This is a genomic window from Synechococcus sp. M16.1 (assembly GCF_014279895.1).
Classification (GTDB): Bacteria; Cyanobacteriota; Cyanobacteriia; order PCC-6307; family Cyanobiaceae; genus Parasynechococcus.
The window spans coordinates 300178-318637 of sequence record NZ_CP047954.1 but is presented as its reverse complement, the minus strand read 5'-3'; the positions used below and the strand labels follow the sequence as shown (position 1 = coordinate 318637).

Genomic DNA, 18460 nt, shown 5'->3' with positions numbered 1-18460 from the left:
AGAGGGAGAGGTCAGGTGAGGTCAGCCGACCACAAGAATGTGGGCGTGGAAGAAGGCCCACGTGGTCGCAATTCCGCCCAAGAGGTAATGGGCAACACCCACGGCACGGCCTTGGATGATGGAAAGAGCACGGGGCTGGATGGCGGGAGCCACCTTCAGCTTGTTGTGAGCCCAGACGATGGACTCAATCAGTTCCTGCCAGTAGCCGCGGCCGCTGAAGAGGAACATCAGGCTGAAGGCGAACACGAAGTGGGCGCCGAGGAACATGATTCCGTAGGCGGCCGTGTTCGAGCCATAGCTGTTGATCACCTGAACGGCCTGAGCCCACAGGAAGTCACGCAGCCAGCCATTGATGGTGATGGCGCTTTGGGCAAAGTTGCCGTTGGTGATGTGCGCGACGGAACCGTCGGCATTCACCGTTCCCCAGATGTCGCTCTGCATCTTCCAGGAGAAGTGGAAGATCACAACAGACAGGGAGTTGTACATCCAGAACAGGCCCAGGAACACGTGGTCCCAAGCGGAAACCTGGCAGGTGCCACCACGACCAGGACCATCGCAGGAGAAGCGGAAGCCCAGGTTGGCCTTATCAGGGATGAGGCGGGAGCTACGGGCGTACAGGACACCCTTCAGCAGGATCAGCACCGTCACGTGAATCGTGAAGGCGTGGATGTGGTGAACCATGAAGTCGGCGGTGCCGAGCGGCATGGGAGCAGCGGCAACCTTGCCGCCGACGGCGACAACGGAACCGTTGAACACTTCACTCACACCCGCGAGGGCGTTGGGAGCTGTGCTGCCAGCAGCTGCGGCGTGCACGTTCTGAATCCACTGAGCAAAGATCGGCTGAATGGAGATCGCCGAATCGCTGAACATGTCCTGGGGACGACCCAGGGCACGCATGGTGTCGTTGTGGATGTACAGGCCGAAGCTGTGGGCTCCGAGCCAGATGCAGACCCAGTTGAGGTGACTAATGATGGCGTCGCGAGCCTTGAGCACCCGATCCAGCACGTTGTCGATGTGCTTGGCGGGGTCGTAATCGCGAACCATGGCGATGGCGGCGTGAGCGCCGGCACCAACGATCAGGAAGCCGCCGATCCAGATGTGATGGGTGAAGAGCCCGATCTGGGTGGGGTAATCGATCGCTTGGTACGGATACGGAGGCATCGCGTACATGTGCTGAGCAACGATGATGCTCACTGAACCGCCGATGGCGAGGTTGACCGCCAGCTGGGCATGCCAGGAATTGGTCATGAAGTCGTAAAGACCGTCGTGACCGTTGGTGGCAGGGAACAGCAGGGGATCACCCTTCTGACCTTCATGGATCTCCTTGATGGAGTGACCGATGCCCCAGTTGGTCCGGTACATGTGACCGGCAACGATGAACATCACGGCAATCGCCACATGGTGATGGGCGATGTCGGTCATCCAAAGGCTTCCCGTTACAGGATTCAAACCACCCTTGAAGGTGAGGAAATCGCTGTAGGCAGCCCAGTTGCCGGAGAAGAAGGCACCGACACCAGCACTGAAGCCGGGATACAGCTGCGCCAGCAGGTCCTGATTGAAGAACTCGTGGGGCAGCGGAATGTCTGCAGCCGAAGCGATGGTCTTGCCATTCAGCACCAGCGGTTGGCCGGCGTCGATGGCGTCCATCAACTTGGTGACAGGGGCAGACACGTGGATGACGTGACCAGCCCAGGACAGTGAACCGAGACCCAGCAGACCTGCCAGGTGGTGGTTCAGCATCGACTCAACGTTCTGGAACCACTCCAGCTTCGGCGCAGCCTTGTGGTAGTGGAAAACACCGGCGTTGAGCATGAGGCCGGCCATCACCAGGGCACCGATGGCCAGAGCCATGAGCTGGGTTTCACTGGTGATGCCCCAGGCCCGCCACATCTGGAAGAGGCCTGAGGTGATTTGGATGCCTTGGAAACCGGCACCCATGTCGCCGTTGAGGACTTCTTGGCCGAAGACGGCCCAGACCTGCTGGGCGCTTGGCTTCACATGGGTGGGATCAGCAAGCCAACCGGAATAGTTGGAGAAGCGGGCGCCATGGAAGAAGGCACCGCTGAGCCAGATGAAGATGACGGCCAGGTGGCCGAAATGGGCGGAGAAGATCCGCCGAGAGACCTCTTGAAGGTCGCTCGTGTGAGCGTCGAAGTCGTGAGCGTTGGCGTGAAGGTTCCAAACCCAGGTAGTGGTTTTGGGACCTTTCGCGAGAGCTCGGTCGAAGTGTCCGGGCTTACCGAACAGCTCGAAGGTTGCTGGATTGTCAACCTTCTCGACCTGGCTTTTCGCGTCACTCCCACGCTCAGGTGGGCTGATGGTCATCGAGTCGTTCCTCGAGGGACGGGTTTCGAGGTGGTGGGCCACCCCTCCGAAGGGCCGAAGCCAATCGGGGCCCCGAACAAGGATTCGCAAGGAATCGGCGTTCGGGCGTCAGTACTGGAAAGGGGTCGAAACCCCTTGCCTGCACTGAAGCTGGGGCCCCAAAGAGGGGACCGCTGGCGGAAGCATAGGGGCGGAGAAGGGGGTTAAAGGGCCCTGAGTTACAAAGGTTCAATCCCGTGGCGAGCCAGTCAGCGACAGGCGTCTGCAGAAGGCTGAGAATCAGCGAAACAACAAAGATCTCAGGCAGTAAGCAATACAATTTCACGCATATTTCCTTCCTAAATAACTAAAACTCTGACAGTGAAGGGCGGATTGTTCAGAATGATCGGATCTGTTCATGCCCGATGCGTCGCCCTGGCCTGAAGTCGATATGGGCTGTTCTGCTGGCAGCAGTGCTGCTTCTTGGTGCCGGCTTACCTGTTCATGCGCGCCCTGGATTCTTCAATCGCGATGCAGGTTCCGCTGCCAAACTGCTGCCGAGTTCAGCCCCCAGCGGGAAGCTCCAGGAAGTGGCTCCTCCAGGGGCAGTGCAACAGCTGCGCCAGAACCTGCAACAGCACCGCCCCTCCCTGCGACTGATCGATCCAAGCAACGACAGCATCATTTCTTCTGACGCCCTTGAGCTGCGTTTCGAAATCGACGACTGGCCCCTCAGCAGCGACCCCGAATTGGGCCTGGGGCCCCATGTGGTGCTCCAAATCGACAACCGCGCTCCCCTACGACTGAGCGAAAGCGATGGAAACCGCCTGAAGGTCCGCATCGATGACCTGGAGGCGGGCAGTCACCGGTTCAGCGCCTGGGCCGCTTACCCCTGGGGAGAAGCCGTTCAAGCACCGGGGGCCTCAGTCCAGGGACGCGTGCACCTCTGGCAAAAACTGCAGGGCACACAACCCGAACGTGATGCCCCCTGGCTGGTCCCTGTCTCACCAGCCGGAGAGCAGGGCCCGCAACCCCTGTTGGTGGATTGGCTGATCTGGAATGCTCCGCTGCAAAACCTGCGGGAGGGCGATGGACGCTGGCGACTCCGCATCAGCATTGATGGGGACAGCTTTTTGGTTGATCACCAGGAAGCCCTTTGGCTCAAAGGATCGAACGGCTCAGGCAGCCACGACATTCAGATGGAACTGCTGAATGGGCTGGGCGAGCCAATTACACCGGTCTTCAACAACCAGCTGATTCATCTGAAAGCCGCATACGGTGCCAAGCCGGGCTGGATGCGCCCACGACTCACCGAAAGCCAGCTCGCGCGCCTGAGCGGCTCCCCTGAGCCTGACGTTCTGGAGGTGGTCGAATCCTCGACAGAGCCTCCTCAAAAGACTGAGGAGAAACAACAGGAGACGACAGAACAGCCCCGAGACCTTCCTCAGGCTGAGCTCAAAGCCGAGGCCGTCGTCAAGGACGAGGTTGAAACCAAGCCCGAGGCCACCCCCCAGCCCGCAGCACCAGAGGAAAACGAAGAGCAGGATCCTGAGCCACCCCTTGTTGAACAGCCGCTTGCTGAGCAGCCACCTGCTGAAAAGCCATCCAAATCAGAAGCTGCTCGGCCCACTCCTCCCACTCCCGCCCCGAAGGAGCCAGCGGAGCCTCAGCAGCCAGCCGACGAGGAACCCAAGCTGAAGCCAAGCAGCAGCCTGGGAGGATCAGCCCGTGAGTTGCTCAACAGCGATGGGCGCTTGCGCAAGCCCTGATCCGGATTTCCTGCCCTGAACCCCACATCTGCCGCTCCCGCTCTGGGCCTAGGACTGAGCCCCAGCGCCATGCCGCTGTTGGAGCGTTTGCTGCTGCGCGGCCACATCGACCGGATCAAGCCAGCCGATCAAGACATCAGCATCGCCCTTGATGGGCACTGGACGGCAGAGAACGTCGTGTTGTTCGTGGGCGCCGTGGGAGCAGTGACGCGCCTGATTGCAGCTCGGATCCAAGACAAGGAGAAGGATCCAGCCGTTCTGGTGCTTGACCCGAAAGGAGAATTCATCATTCCGCTGTTGGGAAGCCATTCCGCAGGGGCCGAACAACGCGCCCGGGAAATCGCCATGGATCTCGGCGGGCAGGCGGTGATCACGGGCGCCTGCGCCCATGAGGGACGTCTCCCCTTGGATGCCTTTGGCGAGAGCTGGGGCTGGAAACGCAGCGGATCGGTGGCCCATTGGCGCGATCTGATGGTGCGGCAATCCCAGGGATCCAGCATCAGCGTTCACCAGAGCAGTGGATCCACCGCCTGGCGAGGCCCTGAAGGCCATCCCCTGCTGCACAATATCGATCCCAAGGGGGTGCCAGACGCCGCTGATCTAGTGATCGGAGCGCGCCGTCAGGGTGATTGCCAGTGGCATCCAGCAACGCTCTGGATCGGCATCGGCTGTGAACGCAACACCAGTGTTTCGCTGGTGGAGAAGGCCATTGCCGAGGCCTTGGCAACAGCAGGACTGGCGGAGGAGGCGATCGCCGGCATCGCCAGCGCAACGCGGAAATCCGATGAACCGGCCCTGCAAGAGCTAAGCCGCACCAGGGCATGGCCGTTCCGAACCTTTGCGGAGCATGCCCTTGCATCCATCGACGTGCCGAACCCCTCCGAAGTGGTGCGCCAAGAAATGGGGACTGCGTCGGTGGCTGAAGCAGCGGCCTTGCTGGCTGCGGGCGAACAAGCTCATCTGATCCAGCCCAAGCGAATCAGCCGTCCGGCAGCAGGGGAGCAGGGTGCCGTGACGGTGGCCATTGCCGAGGCGGCCCTCCCCCACGCGCCAGAGAGGGGCGAGCTGCACCTGGTGGGGAGTGGTCCAGGGGATCTGTCCCTGCTCAGCGGAGACGCCAAAGCGGCCCTCTCCCATTGCTGCGCCTGGGTTGGCTACAGCCTCTACCTCGATCTTCTGGAGCCCCTGCGCCGGCCGGATCAGGTCCGATTCGATGGCCAGCTCACCCGGGAATGGGACCGCTGTGCCGAAGCGCTGCGCTTGGCCCAACAAGGGGCCAAGGTTGCTCTGATCTCCTCCGGCGACAGCGGCATCTACGGCATGGCGGGATTGGCCCTCGAGCTGCTGCTTCAGCAACCCGAGCAGGAGCGGCCCAGCTTCGCGGTGCATCCCGGCATTTCAGCCTTCCAGCTGGCCGCCGCCCGGGCCGGAGCGCCACTGATGCATGACTTCTGCTGCGTGAGCCTCAGCGATCGCCTCACGCCATGGGCCCTGATCGAAAAGCGACTGGAGGCCGCCGGCGCTGGAGATTTTGTGCTCGCTCTGTACAACCCACGCTCCAAGGGCCGGGACTGGCAGCTGGGACAGGCCAAGGACATCCTGCTGAAACACCGCCCCCCCACAACCCCGGTGACGCTGGCGCGGCAGCTGGGCCGCGCAGAGGAATCCCGTGAGCTCACGAGCCTTGAGCGCTTGAAGCCGGAATCCGTGGACATGCTCACGCTGGTTCTGATCGGGAACAGCAGCAGCCGTGCAGAGGATGGCTGGATGGTGACGCCGCGGGGCTACCCCGGGGCGAGTCTCCAATGAGCGCCAGGTCTTTTTCGGCCTAGCTCAGGCCTCCATCAAGACCAGGCAGTGCCATGCAAACCAAGAATCGGGATGACAGGATTCGAACCTGCGGCCCCTTCGTCCCGAACGAAGTGCGCTACCAAACTGCGCCACATCCCGGCTCTGCAATCTTAAAAGATCGCAGTGAAGCGAAATCCAGGCAGATCTCAGCAGCGACTAGGGTCATGGATTGAAGATGCTTCGCCGTGCTCAAGCCGGAGTGGTTGCGCGTTAAGGCTCCACAGCGCGAGCGAATCGGCGCCGTGGCCGACCTGCTGCTGGACTTGAACCTGAACACGGTCTGCCAGGAGGCCAGCTGCCCCAACATCGGCGAATGCTTTGCAGGCGGCACCGCCACGTTTTTGATCATGGGGCCCGGCTGCACCCGCGCCTGCCCCTACTGCGACATCGACTTCGACAAGAGCGTGCGGGAGCTCGATCCCACCGAGCCGCAACGGCTTGGGGAGGCAGTGGCCCGTCTGGGCCTGAAGCACGTGGTGATCACCTCAGTGAACCGCGACGATCTCGCCGATGGTGGAGCGTCCCAGTTCGTGGCCTGCATCGAACAGGTGAAGCAACGCTCACCTCTCACCACGATTGAGCTGCTGATTCCCGACTTCTGCGGCAACTGGGATGCCCTGGAAACGGTGATGGCCGCCGCCCCCCACGTGCTGAACCACAACATTGAAACGGTGCCGCGGATGTACCGCCTGGCGCGGCCCCAGGGAATCTATGAACGCTCCCTCGAGCTGCTGCAACGGGTGCGGGACCAATGGCCCAAGGCCTACAGCAAGTCGGGCCTGATGGTGGGGCTCGGGGAAACCGATGAAGAGGTGATCGAGACGCTCCGGGATCTGCGCAAACACAAGGTCGACATCGTCACCATCGGTCAGTACCTCTCACCTGGCCCCAAGCACCTGGCCGTCGACCGCTTTGTCACCCCGGAGCAATTCGAGACCTACAGAACCGTGGGCGAAAAGGAGCTGGGCTTCCTCCAGGTGGTCAGCACACCACTCACCCGCAGCAGCTACCACGCCGGCGAAGTGCAACGGCTCATGGCCAGCCATCCCCGCTGACGGGGATCCATTCCTGCACCTGCCAGTCCACGAGGCCATCGCGGATCATCGGGTCGTTCTGCACCCACGCCAGAGCATCGGCATAGGACGACGCTTCAAAGATCAACAAACCCCCGCCGCCCGGACGCCGATCACCATCCACCAGGTAGCCGCTGCGTAGACGGCGGCCTGCTGCAGCTTCCTCTGAAACCCAATGGCGGTGAGCCTCCAGGGTGGATCGCCGCTGCTCAACGGAGAGAGCGGCGGCGACGGCCGTGAAGGTTTCGGTCTTGACGAACCAGGCCACGGACTGGGGACGGCGCTAGGCCGCCACAGCCTGCTTGTCAGCCAATCCCATCGCCTCCCGCTCACTGGGGGGGACCAACACCTTGAAGCGACCCTTCGCCGCAGACCAATCGGCCAGGAGAGCAGCAGCCTTCTCGCTTCCCGTGAGCGCCACATGCCGTTCCAGCAGACCCTTCAGCAGCGACTCCTGCTCATGGGTGGTGATGGTGCAGACCTCAACAATCTCCGGGTTCACCCGAGGAGCGACACGCCCCTCCTCATCCATCAGGAAGGTCACTCCACCGGTCATACCAGCGCCGACATTGCGGCCGGTGCTGCCAAGCACCACCACAACGCCACCGGTCATGTACTCACAGCAGTGGTCACCAGCTCCCTCCACAACCGTGCGGGCGCCACTGTTGCGAACACCGAAGCGCTCACCAGCCCGGCCATGGGCAAACAACTCACCGCCGGTGGCCCCGTAGAGACAGGTGTTGCCAAGGATCACCTGGTCACCCGGAGAAGCACAACCGTCTGATGGCACCAGGGTGATGCAACCACTGTTCATGCCCTTGCCCACGTAGTCGTTGGCCTCGCCTTCCAGACGAACCTGCATGCCCTGCACCAGGAAGGCCCCGAAGCTCTGGCCTGCCGCACCCCGGAAGGTGAGATCGAGCTGTCCCTTGAAGCCGCGGTTGCCATGGCGCTGGGCGATTTCACCGGCCAGACGAGCACAGACACTGCGATCGGTGTTGATGATCTCGATGCTGCGGCTGATGGAACCGTGGTTCTCCAAGGCAGCCATCAGCTCAGCGTCAGCCAGGAGCTGATCCTCAAGGATCGGTCCATTGCCGTGGGCCTCGTCGCTGTGGCGAAGCCAGGAGCGATCTTCGGCGCCGCTGATCGGGGCCAGCAGGCTGGAGAGATCCACACCCTTGGTCTTGGCCAGATCAACCGAGCGGGCCTGGAGCAGATCGGTGCGACCAATCAGCTCCTCGAGACGGCTGACGCCGAGCAGGCTCATCAGCTGACGCACTTCCTCGGCGACGTACCAGAAGAAATTCACGACGTGCTCAGGAATGCCGGTGAAACGCTTGCGCAGGTTCTCCTTCTGCGTGGCCACTCCCACAGGGCAGTTATTGGTGTGACAGACGCGAGCCATGACGCAGCCCTCGGCGATCATCGCGATCGAGCCGAAGCCGTATTCCTCCGCCCCCAGCAAGGCAGCGATCACCACATCCCAGCCTGTTTTTAGGCCTCCATCGGCGCGCAACAGAACCCGATCGCGCAAACCGTTTTCCACCAGGGAACGATGCACCTCGGTGAGGCCCAGTTCCCAGGGGCTGCCGGCGTGCTTGATCGAACTCAGGGGAGAGGCACCGGTGCCACCGTCGTGACCGGAGATCTGGATCACATCGGCGTTGGCCTTGGCCACACCAGCAGCGATGGTGCCAATCCCGATCTCGGCCACCAGCTTCACGCTCACGGGAGCAGCGGGATGCACCTGATGCAGGTCATGGATCAACTGCGCCAGGTCTTCAATCGAATAGATGTCGTGGTGTGGCGGCGGTGAAATCAAGGCCACACCTGGCTTGCTGTTGCGCAACCAGGCGATGTACTTATCGACCTTGGGTCCTGGCAGCTGACCACCTTCACCGGGCTTGGCGCCCTGGGCCACCTTGATCTCCAGCTGCTTGCCGCTGCGGAGGTATTCCGCCGTCACACCGAAACGACCTGAAGCCACCTGCTTGATTGCCGAGCAGGCGGTGTCCCCATTGCGCAAACCCCCAATGCTGGGGAATGAAGCGGAACGGCCCTCGCCATCCACATCCTTGAGGATCTGGAAGCGGGCAGGGTCTTCGCCGCCTTCACCGCTGTTGCTCTTGCCGCCGATGCGATTCATCGCCACGGCCAACACTTCATGGGCTTCGCGGGACAAAGCGCCCAGGCTCATGCCGCCCGTGCAGAAGCGGGTGCAGATGCTCTCGACGCTCTCCACCTGATCCAGGGGCACTGGGGTAGGAGCCAACTTGAACTCCAGCAGGTCCCGCAGGGCCATCACCGGTCGGTTCTCCAACAAGGCCTGGTAAGTGGAGAAGTGGTCGTAACCAGGGCCCTGAGCCACCGCCTTGTGCAGCGCCTTCGACAGCTCGGGATTGTTGCGGTGGTACTCAGCACCACTGCGGTACTGAACGAAGCCCATGAATTCGAGCTTGCTGCGGTTGAGCTCAGGGAAAGCCTTGGCGTGCATCGAGAGCGTTTCGTTCGCCAGCTCGGCCAAAGTCATGCCGGCAACACGGCTGGTCGTTCCGGTGAAGGCGGTCTCCACCACATCCGCTCCCAGGCCGATCGCTTCAAAGATCTGAGCGCCGTGGTAGCTGGCCAGCAATGAAATTCCGATCTTGGAGAGGATCTTGCGCAGGCCGTTCTCCAGCGACTCACGAACATTGGCCTGGGCTTGATTGGCATCCAGGGCGGGCAACTTGCCCTGTTCGATCCGCTTCTTGGTCTTGGGGTGATCCAGCCAGTGGCGGGTGGTCTCCCAGGTGAGCCAGGGGCAGACGGCACTGGCGCCGTAACCGATCAGGCAGGCCATGTGATGGGTGCTCCAGCACTGGGCCGTATCCACCACCAGAGAGCACTGCAGCCGCAGCTTCTGGCGCAGCAGATGGTGATGAACAGCACCCACGGCCAGCAAGGCAGGCATCGCCACCGTTGTGGGGGTCAGCGGGGCAGCCGCCCCCGTGCCATCGACCCGGTCGGACAGCACCAGAACTTGGGCTCCGTCACGCACCACCTGTTCCGCAACGCTGCACAGCGCCGCGATGGCCTGTTGCAGGCCTCCCGCACACGACTCCACAGCCACCTGGGTGGAGACCGTCTTGACGGGCAAACCCTGCTCACTGATGGCCGCCAGTTCCGCCTCGTTCAGAACGGGCGTCTCCAGATGGATGACGGAGGCAGCTTCCGGCTGGGGCTTCAGGGCGGGCCGGCGCTCACCCAGGTGCATCTCCAGACTCATCACCAGCTTTTCCCGCAGGGGATCGATCGGAGGGTTGGTGACCTGGGCGAAACGCTGCTTGAAATAGTCGTAAAGCAGGTGGGGCTTGTCGGAGAGCACCGCCAGGGGGATGTCATCGCCCATGCAGTAGGTCGGCTCCTTGCCGAGGGCAGCCATGTCCTCGATGATCAGATCGAAGTCTTCGGCGGTGAACCCCATCGCGGTCTGCAACCGCAGCAGATCGAGTTCACCCACCTGCCGTTCCTGGGTCCAGGGCTGGGGGGCCACGCCGCGGCGATGCTTCTGCAGCCAATCGGCATAAGGGAATCGCTGCGCCGCGTCTTCCTTCACCGACCAGTTGTCGAGCAACTCGCCGCGTTCAAGATCGACGGCCACCATCTGACCCGGACCAAGACGACCTTTCTGAACAATCGTCTTGCCGCTGAGATCCACCACGCCGGTCTCCGATCCCATGATCACGAAGCCGTCAGCAGTGGTGCACCAACGCGCCGGACGCAGCCCATTGCGATCAAGCGTTGCACCCACTCGCTTGCCGTCGGCGAACACCAACAGGGCCGGGCCGTCCCAGGGTTCCTGAATTCCCGCGTTGAATTCGTACATCGCCGTCACATCAGGACGGCTGTCGAGATCGGGCTGATTGCGAAACGCTTCGGGCACCAGTGTGATCAGGCTGTCGGTGATCGACCGCCCACTGCGCACCATCAATTCCAGAGTGGCGTCCAGGTTGGCGGAATCGCTGAAGGCAGGGTTCACCACCGGAATCAGGTCATCAGCCGCCTCACCCCAGACGTTCTCGAGGCTGGCTTCTGAAGCCTTGGCCCAGTTGAGGTTGCCCAGCAGCGTGTTGATTTCGCCGTTGTGCCCCAGAAGCCGCATCGGCTGAGCCAGGGGCCAGCGCGGCAGGGTGTTGGTGCTGAAACGGCGGTGATACACCGCAAAGCTCACCTCAAATCGTGGGTCCTGCAGGTCGGCGTAGAACTGCGCCAGCACCTCGGATCGCACCATTCCCTTGTAGACAACCGTCCGGCTGCTCAGGGAGGCGACATAAACGTCCTGGGCCACCTCAGCACCCAGAGCGGCCCGCACACGGGCACCGATACGGCGCCGCAACCGCAGCAGCTGGCCATCAAAGCTTGCGTCGTCGGCATCACCATTCAGCACCCACTGCTCGATCACTGGGGCTGTGGCACGAGCCAAAGGACCGAGAACCGCAGGGTCGACGGGCACCGTTCGCCACCCCAGAGGCTGCAAGCCAAGGGCTTTGGCCTCTTCATCACACAGGCCCCGAACCTCAGCACGACGGCTGGCATCGGTCGGCATGAACATCATGCCGAGGCCCCGTGCTGCAGCCGCCTCGGGCCAGACGGCTTTCAGATACGACCAGGGAATTTCACACAGCACCCCCGCGCCGTCTCCGGAGTCGCCATCTCCCCCGCAACCGCCACGGTGCTCCATGCATCCCAGACCACGCAGGGCCTGCTCCAGCACCCAGTGACTGGCCTGCCCCTGGAGCTGGGCCAGGAAACCAACGCCACACGCATCCTTCTCGCCCGCAACAACCTCGGGTGCAGGGCTGTCGCAGTAAGGCCAGACAGCGGAACGGATGGCGTCAGACATAGGGAACTCAACCGGACGATCGCATGGGCCTGCAGCTTCGAGCTCTGCAGAATCCATCTCGAGGGACGATCCTAGGCAGGCGCCTCTCCGCCAAGGCATTTCATGCTGGCCTTTGCCCCACTTCCCGCGCCACCGCCTGAGCTTCGCCCTGTGCCGAACCAGAGCGGTGAGGAGGTGCTGATCGGGAGAGAGCGCAGCAAAGCGGTATGGCTCTGGCGGGGCAGCGACGCAGAACCGGAGGAACTTTGGCTGCCCTTGGAGGTTCTGGAATCCCGTCTGGGTTTCCGGCGGGTGTCCCGTCTCGATGGAGAAGCACTGGAATGGTTTGGTCGAACGGTCGCATTGACCGCATTGGCGACCCGTTCACTCGGCGATGAAGTCGGCCTCGAAGTGAGCGACTGGCTGGCCGCGACTGGCGTCCGCGCCCAAGTGAGGGGAAACACCTTGGAGCTTCGGCTGCCCCCACCAACGGTGAACAACCTGCGCCGCGGCAAGGGTTCAACCGCCGATCGGTTGGTGCTGGACCTGAACGGTCCCGCCCTGGTGCAGCGCTTGAACGACGACCTGTTGCTGGAGCTCAAGCTGTCGCGGACCCAGCAACGTCAACTCAAGGCATGGGGGCTCTCGCCACAGCTGCATCGCCACGGCGGCCTTGTGCTGAAGGGACAAGCCACCAAGCTGAGGAGCCTGAGCCTGGCGTCCCCTTGGCGGGTGGTGCTGGATGGTGTGCAGACCGGTGGTCGCCGCCCGGTCCAGCGCGCACGTCTCCCCCTCCGCAACCCAGCTGTGGCCGAATGGCTGAGGCGGGGCTTCGTCCTGGAGCAACGCACCATCAAGGTGGGGGTGAAACCCATTCAGGTGTTCCGTGCCGGCGGACGGCTGAGCCGTCTCGGCATCACCCTTCAGCCTCTGGTCAAAGCCGAGCAGCAACAGGGGCTGCGTTTTCTACCTCAGCTCTCCCAACCCGCCGGGGCACTGGTCGCAGTGAACGGAGGCTTTTTCAACCGGATCAACCAACTCCCCTTGGGGGCCGTGCGGCATCAGGGGGTCTGGCTATCCGGTCCGATCCTGAACCGCGGTGTGATCGCTTGGGGATCCTCAGGGGATCTGCAGTTCGGCCGGCTGCGTCTGAATCAGACGCTGCAGGTGAACAACGGTCGCCGTTGGAGCCTCATGGCACTCAACAGCGGCTACGTCCAGAAGGGGCTGAGCCTCTACACACCTGCATGGGGGCCCCGCTACCGGGCCCTGAGCGGCGAGGAGGAAGCACTGTTGATTCGCGGCGGCCGCGTCGAAGCAACGGTCGACAAGAACAGCCTGCAACGCGGCATCGCCATCCCCAAAGACGCTGAATTGGTGGTGGCCCGGGGACGCACGCCACTGCCAGCACGGCCTGGTGATCGGATCCAGGTGACAGAAAGATCACTCTCCCCCCTCGCGCAACAACCCAATGTTCTCGGCGGCGGTCCACTGCTGATGCAGAACGGCAACGTGGTGCTGAATGGACGTCAGGAGGGATTCAGCCCGGGCTTCATGAGCTTGGCGGCACCAAGAACGGTGGTGGCCCAGGGGCCGAGCGGTCAGTGGCTGATGACCTTGCGTGGCGCTGCCGGCAGTGATCCCACCCTTGTGGAAACAGCCCTGGCAGCCCAGCAACTGGGGCTGCGCGATGCCTTGAACATGGATGGCGGCAGCTCCACCACCCTCGTGGTGGCCGGACGCACCGTGATGAATGGCCGAAGCAGCACCCCGAGAGTCCACAACGGCCTGGGGCTCATCCCCCTCTGAGACCTGCGACAGTGGGGGCCCCGAGGAACTGAGCATGGCTGCCAATCTGCGGCTGACCGCTGCCGCTGCTGCTGAGCTTGGGCGACAGGCGGCCGTTGCGGGAACACCGGGGCAGATGCATCTCGATCTCACGCCCGGCGAGTGCGCACAACATGTGCTGCGCATCCGGGCAGGACATCTGGCCGGCGTTGCGATCGCAAGGGCCGATGGCGTGACCCTGCACGCCCCCGCAGAACAGCTCAAATTGCTTGAAGGCCTTTGCCTGGACTACCGCGGCGACCTCAGTGGTGGTGGTTTTCTGATCCGCAACAGCGATGGGGTTGAACCCTGTGCCTGCGGCAGTGCATTCAGCCGCCTTTGAGGGGGGACCGTCACCCGGTATCGTGGTCGATTGTCGAATCAGGTCGGGAGTCCGACCGCTCACCGACCATCGATGCCAACCATCCAACAGCTGATCCGCACTGAGCGCTCACGCCTCAAGGCCAAGACCAAGTCGCCGGCTTTGAAGTCCTGCCCTGAGCGTCGCGGTGTTTGCACCCGCGTTTACACCTCAACGCCCAAAAAGCCGAATTCGGCGCTGCGCAAGGTGGCTCGTGTGCGCCTGACCTCCGGCTTTGAGGTCACGGCCTACATCGGCGGTGTCGGTCACAACCTGCAGGAGCACTCGGTGGTGTTGATCCGCGGCGGTCGTGTCAAAGACCTCCCTGGCGTCCGCTACCACATCATCCGCGGAACCCTGGATACCGCTGGCGTGAAAGACCGGCGTCAGTCCCGCTCCAAGTACGGCGCCAAGGCTCCGAAGGAGTGATCACCGGTTTCTTCCCCATCCCCATCAAGTTCTGATCCCTAATGTCACGCCGCAACGCCGCTGAGAAGCGCCCGATTCTTCCCGACCCGCAGTTCAACAGCCGCCTCGCCACGATGATGGTGGTGCGCCTGATGCAGCACGGCAAGAAGTCGACAGCGCAACGGATCCTGTCCGACGCGTTCGGCCTGATCAACGAGCGCACCGGCGGAGATCCGCTCGAACTGTTCGAAACAGCGGTCAAGAACGCCACCCCCCTGGTGGAGGTGCGCGCCCGCCGTGTTGGTGGTGCCACCTATCAGGTGCCCATGGAAGTGCGCCAGGAGCGCGGCACCGCTATGGCTCTGCGCTGGCTGGTGAGCTTCTCCCGTGCCCGCAACGGCCGGAGCATGGCCCAGAAGTTGGCTGGCGAACTGATGGATGCCGCCAACGAGGCTGGCAACGCCGTTCGCAAGCGCGAAGAAACCCACAAGATGGCCGAAGCCAACAAGGCTTTCGCCCACTACCGCTACTGAGCCTCGTAGGCCAGCCATCAACACAGATGTTCATGGCTGGCCTGTAGAGTCTCCCCGCCTTTTCACGCCCCACCCCCGGAGAATTTCCTGTGGCCCGCGACTTCCCCCTGGAACGCGTCAGAAATATTGGTATCGCTGCTCACATCGATGCCGGCAAAACCACCACGACAGAACGGATCCTGTTCTATTCCGGTGTGGTTCACAAAATCGGCGAGGTGCATGACGGCGCCGCCGTGACCGACTGGATGGCCCAGGAACGGGAGCGTGGCATCACGATCACCGCAGCTGCCATTTCGACGTCCTGGCAGGACCATCGGATCAACATCATCGACACGCCTGGCCACGTGGACTTCACCATTGAGGTGGAGCGCTCCATGCGTGTGCTGGATGGTGTGATCGCCGTCTTCTGCGCCGTTGGTGGCGTTCAGCCCCAATCGGAAACCGTCTGGCGTCAGGCCGATCGCTATTCGGTTCCCCGGATGGTGTTCGTGAACAAGATGGACCGCACCGGTGCGGACTTCCTCAAGGTTCACGGCCAGATCAAGGATCGCCTCAAGGCCAACGCTGTTCCGATCCAGCTTCCGATCGGTGCTGAAGGTGAGCTGAGCGGCATCATCGATCTCGTTGCCAACAAGGCCTACATCTATAAGAACGATCTCGGCACCGACATCGAAGAAGCCGAGGTGCCGGCCGACATGGCCGATGAGGTGGCCGAATGGCGGAACACCTTGATGGAGACCGTCGCCGAAACCGATGAGGCGCTGATCGAGAATTTCCTCGAAACCGGCGAACTCAGCGTTGACGAGCTCAAGAAAGGCATCCGTGAGGGCGTGCTCAAGCACGGCCTGGTGCCCATGCTCTGCGGCTCCGCCTTCAAGAACAAAGGTGTGCAGCTGGTGCTCGACGCTGTGATCGACTACCTCCCTGCCCCCGTCGACGTTCCCCCCATCCAGGGTGTGCTCCCCGACGGCAGCGAAGCGGTGCGTCCGTCCGACGACAACGCCCCCTTCAGCGCCCTCGCCTTCAAGGTGATGGCGGATCCCTACGGCAAGCTCACCTTCGTTCGGATGTATTCCGGCATCCTCGAGAAGGGCAGCTACGTGCTCAACTCCACCAAAGGCGAGAAGGAGCGCATCTCCCGCCTCGTGGTGCTCAAGGCTGACGACCGTGAGGAAGTCGACGCACTACGTGCCGGCGACCTCGGTGCGGTGCTCGGACTGAAGAACACCACCACGGGTGACACCCTCTGCACCCAGGACGATCCCATCGTTCTCGAGACCCTGTTCATCCCTGAACCGGTGATCTCCGTGGCTGTTGAGCCGAAGACCAAGGGCGACATGGAGAAGCTCTCCAAGGCCCTGGTAGCTCTGGCTGAAGAGGACCCCACCTTCCGCGTCAACACTGACGCCGAGACCGGCCAGACCGTGATCGCCGGCATGGGCGAACTCCACCTGGAAATCCTGGTGGACCGCATGCTGCGTGAGTTCAAGGTGGAAGCCAACATCGGCGCACCTCAGGTGTCCTACCGCGAAACCATCCGTGGTTCCGCAGGTGGCGAGGGCAAGTTCTCCCGTCAGACCGGTGGTAAGGGCCAGTACGGCCACGTTGTGATCGAGATGGAACCGGGCGAGCCCGGCTCCGGCTTCGAATTCGTCAACAAGATCGTGGGCGGTGTCGTTCCGAAGGAATACATCAAGCCCGCCGAGCAGGGCATGAAGGAGACCTGCGAATCCGGTGTGATCGCCGGATACCCCCTCATCGATGTGAAATGCACCCTGGTGCATGGCTCCTATCACGACGTCGACTCCTCGGAGATGGCGTTCAAGATCGCCGGATCCATGGCCTTCAAGGACGGCGTCAAGAAGTGCAACCCTGTGCTGCTTGAGCCGATGATGAAGGTCGAGGTCGAAGCTCCCGAGGATTTCCTCGGTTCGATCATCGGCGACCTGTCCTCCCGTCGAGGTCAGGTTGAGGGCCAGTCCGTCGAAGACGGCACGTCCAAAATCTCGGCCAAGGTGCCCCTTGCCGAGATGTTCGGTTACGCCACCGAGCTCCGCTCCATGACCCAGGGCCGGGGCATTTTCTCGATGGAATTCGACAATTACGCCGAAGTTCCTCGCAATGTGGCCGAGGCCATCATTTCCAAGAATCAGGGCAATTCCTGATCTCTAAACTCCTCCAAATCCAACCCTCGATTCTTTAAACACCCATGGCACGCGAGAAGTTCGAAAGGAACAAGCCCCACGTCAACATCGGCACCATCGGCCACGTTGACCACGGCAAGACCACCCTCACCGCTGCGATCACCAACGTGCTCGCCAAGAAGGGTCAGGCTGAAGTTCAGAACTACGCCGACATCGACGGCGCCCCTGAAGAGCGTGAGCGCGGCATCACCATCAACACCGCTCACGTTGAGTACGAGACCGAGACTCGTCACTACGCCCACGTGGACTGCCCTGGCCACGCGGACTATGTGAAGAACATGATCACCGGTGCCGCTCAGATGGACGGCGCCATCCTGGTGTGTGCCGCCACCGACGGCCCCATGGCCCAGACCAAGGAGCACATCCTTCTGGCCAAGCAGGTGGGCGTTCCCGCTCTGGTGGTTGCACTCAACAAGTGCGACATGGTCGATGACGAAGAGATCATCGAACTGGTGGAGATGGAGATCCGCGAACTGCTCTCCAGCTACGACTTCCCCGGCGACGACATCCCCGTGGTTCAGGTCTCCGGCCTGAAGGCCATCGAGGGCGAGGCTGAGTGGGAAGCCAAGATCGAGGAACTGATGGCGGCTGTTGACGCCAGCATCCCTGAGCCTGAGCGGGAAGTGGACAAGCCCTTCCTGATGGCAGTGGAAGACGTCTTCTCCATCACCGGTCGCGGCACCGTGGCCACCGGCCGTATCGAGCGCGGCATCGTCAAGGTCGGCGAAGAGATCGAAATCGTCGGCATCAAAGACACTCGCAAGACCACCGTCACCGGTGTGGAAATGTTCCGCAAGCTGCTCGATGAGGGCATGGCTGGCGACAACGTTGGTCTGCTGCTGCGCGGCATCCAGAAGGAAGACATCGAGCGCGGCATGGTGCTCGTGAAGCCCGGTTCCATCACCCCTCACACCAAGTTCGAGGGTCAGGTGTACGTGCTCAAGAAGGAAGAAGGCGGCCGCCACACTCCCTTCTTCGCTGGCTACCGCCCGCAGTTCTACATCCGTACAACGGACGTGACCGGCCAAATCACTGCCTTCACCGCGGAAGACGGTTCCAACGTGGAAATGGTGATGCCTGGTGACAACATCCAGATGACCGGTGAGCTGATCTGCCCCGTCGCCATCGAGCAAGGCATGCGCTTCGCTATTCGCGAAGGCGGCCGCACCATCGGTGCTGGCGTGGTCTCCAAGATCATCGAGTGATCAGCGCAAGCTGAACCACACGGCAGGAGATGGGGGGCTCAGCCCCCCATCTCCTACATTT

12 protein-coding genes and 1 tRNA gene are annotated in these 18460 nt (G+C 62.3%); 9 read left to right on the top strand and 4 right to left on the bottom strand.

Annotated elements, in window-relative coordinates:
* Positions 1 to 21: 21 nt before the first annotated feature.
* Positions 22 to 2325 (bottom strand): photosystem I core protein PsaA, encoded by a 2304-nt coding sequence (gene psaA / locus SynM161_RS01600; RefSeq protein ID WP_115010450.1) that lies wholly within the window; start codon positions 2323 to 2325, stop codon positions 22 to 24.
* A 404-nt stretch (positions 2326 to 2729) separates the two neighbouring features.
* On the opposite strand from psaA, the gene SynM161_RS01595 reads away from it, so the two are divergent.
* Together SynM161_RS01595 and cobJ are read left to right on the top strand one after the other, a co-directional pair.
* On the top strand, positions 2730 to 4073 hold the full coding sequence (locus SynM161_RS01595; protein WP_186541794.1) for a hypothetical protein: 1344 nt from the start codon (positions 2730 to 2732) through the stop codon (positions 4071 to 4073).
* A gap of 69 nt (positions 4074 to 4142) precedes the next feature.
* Positions 4143 to 5882 carry a precorrin-3B C(17)-methyltransferase gene (cobJ, locus tag SynM161_RS01590; RefSeq protein WP_186541793.1) on the top strand — a complete coding sequence of 580 codons (1740 nt, stop codon included), beginning with the start codon at positions 4143 to 4145 and terminating at the stop codon, positions 5880 to 5882.
* A 67-nt stretch (positions 5883 to 5949) separates the two neighbouring features.
* Here cobJ and SynM161_RS01585 read toward each other — a convergent pair.
* Positions 5950 to 6023: transfer RNA gene (locus SynM161_RS01585), tRNA-Pro, on the bottom strand.
* A gap of 86 nt (positions 6024 to 6109) precedes the next feature.
* On the opposite strand from SynM161_RS01585, the gene lipA reads away from it, so the two are divergent.
* Complete coding sequence (gene lipA / locus SynM161_RS01580) at positions 6110 to 6979, top strand: lipoyl synthase (RefSeq protein WP_186541792.1); 870 nt, start codon at positions 6110 to 6112, stop codon at positions 6977 to 6979.
* Here the strand turns inward: lipA and SynM161_RS01575 are convergent.
* Both SynM161_RS01575 and gltB read right to left on the bottom strand, forming a co-directional pair.
* Complete coding sequence (locus SynM161_RS01575; protein WP_186541791.1) at positions 6957 to 7265, bottom strand: YciI family protein; 309 nt, start codon at positions 7263 to 7265, stop codon at positions 6957 to 6959. The genes lipA and SynM161_RS01575 overlap by 23 nt on opposite strands.
* A gap of 15 nt (positions 7266 to 7280) precedes the next feature.
* Positions 7281 to 11882 (bottom strand): glutamate synthase large subunit, encoded by a 4602-nt coding sequence (gene gltB / locus SynM161_RS01570; RefSeq protein ID WP_186541790.1) that lies wholly within the window; start codon positions 11880 to 11882, stop codon positions 7281 to 7283.
* 102 nt (positions 11883 to 11984) lie between these two features.
* On the opposite strand from gltB, the gene SynM161_RS01565 reads away from it, so the two are divergent.
* The 6 genes from SynM161_RS01565 to tuf all read left to right on the top strand — a co-directional run bounded on the left by SynM161_RS01565 (position 11985) and on the right by tuf (position 18399).
* Positions 11985 to 13670 carry a phosphodiester glycosidase family protein gene (locus SynM161_RS01565; RefSeq protein WP_186541789.1) on the top strand — a complete coding sequence of 562 codons (1686 nt, stop codon included), beginning with the start codon at positions 11985 to 11987 and terminating at the stop codon, positions 13668 to 13670.
* A 34-nt stretch (positions 13671 to 13704) separates the two neighbouring features.
* Positions 13705 to 14031 (top strand): iron-sulfur cluster assembly accessory protein, encoded by a 327-nt coding sequence (locus SynM161_RS01560; protein WP_114987195.1) that lies wholly within the window; start codon positions 13705 to 13707, stop codon positions 14029 to 14031.
* Positions 14032 to 14103: 72 nt separating this feature from the next.
* Positions 14104 to 14478 (top strand): 30S ribosomal protein S12, encoded by a 375-nt coding sequence (gene rpsL, locus SynM161_RS01555; protein ID WP_006850614.1) that lies wholly within the window; start codon positions 14104 to 14106, stop codon positions 14476 to 14478.
* 41 nt (positions 14479 to 14519) lie between these two features.
* Positions 14520 to 14990 (top strand): 30S ribosomal protein S7, encoded by a 471-nt coding sequence (gene rpsG, locus SynM161_RS01550; RefSeq protein ID WP_006849937.1) that lies wholly within the window; start codon positions 14520 to 14522, stop codon positions 14988 to 14990.
* Between the two features lie 89 nt (positions 14991 to 15079).
* A complete protein-coding gene (fusA, locus tag SynM161_RS01545) occupies positions 15080 to 17155 on the top strand; it encodes an elongation factor G (RefSeq protein ID WP_186541788.1) in 2076 nt (691 codons plus the stop codon).
* 44 nt (positions 17156 to 17199) lie between these two features.
* Positions 17200 to 18399, top strand: a complete 1200-nt coding sequence (tuf, locus tag SynM161_RS01540; RefSeq protein WP_114987190.1) for an elongation factor Tu — start codon at positions 17200 to 17202, stop codon at positions 18397 to 18399.
* Positions 18400 to 18460: the final 61 nt, after the last annotated feature.

Excerpts from the sequence above, each read along its gene's own strand:
- psaA (WP_115010450.1), bottom strand. The coding sequence starts at position 2,325 with ATGACCATCAGCCCACCTGAGCGTGGGAGTGACGCGAAAAGCCAGGTC.
- SynM161_RS01595 (WP_186541794.1), top strand. The coding sequence starts at position 2,730 with ATGCGTCGCCCTGGCCTGAAGTCGATATGGGCTGTTCTGCTGGCAGCA.
- cobJ (WP_186541793.1), top strand. The coding sequence starts at position 4,143 with ATGCCGCTGTTGGAGCGTTTGCTGCTGCGCGGCCACATCGACCGGATC.
- gltB (WP_186541790.1), bottom strand. The coding sequence starts at position 11,882 with ATGTCTGACGCCATCCGTTCCGCTGTCTGGCCTTACTGCGACAGCCCT.
- SynM161_RS01565 (WP_186541789.1), top strand. The coding sequence starts at position 11,985 with ATGCTGGCCTTTGCCCCACTTCCCGCGCCACCGCCTGAGCTTCGCCCT.
- SynM161_RS01560 (WP_114987195.1), top strand. The coding sequence starts at position 13,705 with ATGGCTGCCAATCTGCGGCTGACCGCTGCCGCTGCTGCTGAGCTTGGG.
- rpsL (WP_006850614.1), top strand. The coding sequence starts at position 14,104 with ATGCCAACCATCCAACAGCTGATCCGCACTGAGCGCTCACGCCTCAAG.
- rpsG (WP_006849937.1), top strand. The coding sequence starts at position 14,520 with ATGTCACGCCGCAACGCCGCTGAGAAGCGCCCGATTCTTCCCGACCCG.
- tuf (WP_114987190.1), top strand. The coding sequence starts at position 17,200 with ATGGCACGCGAGAAGTTCGAAAGGAACAAGCCCCACGTCAACATCGGC.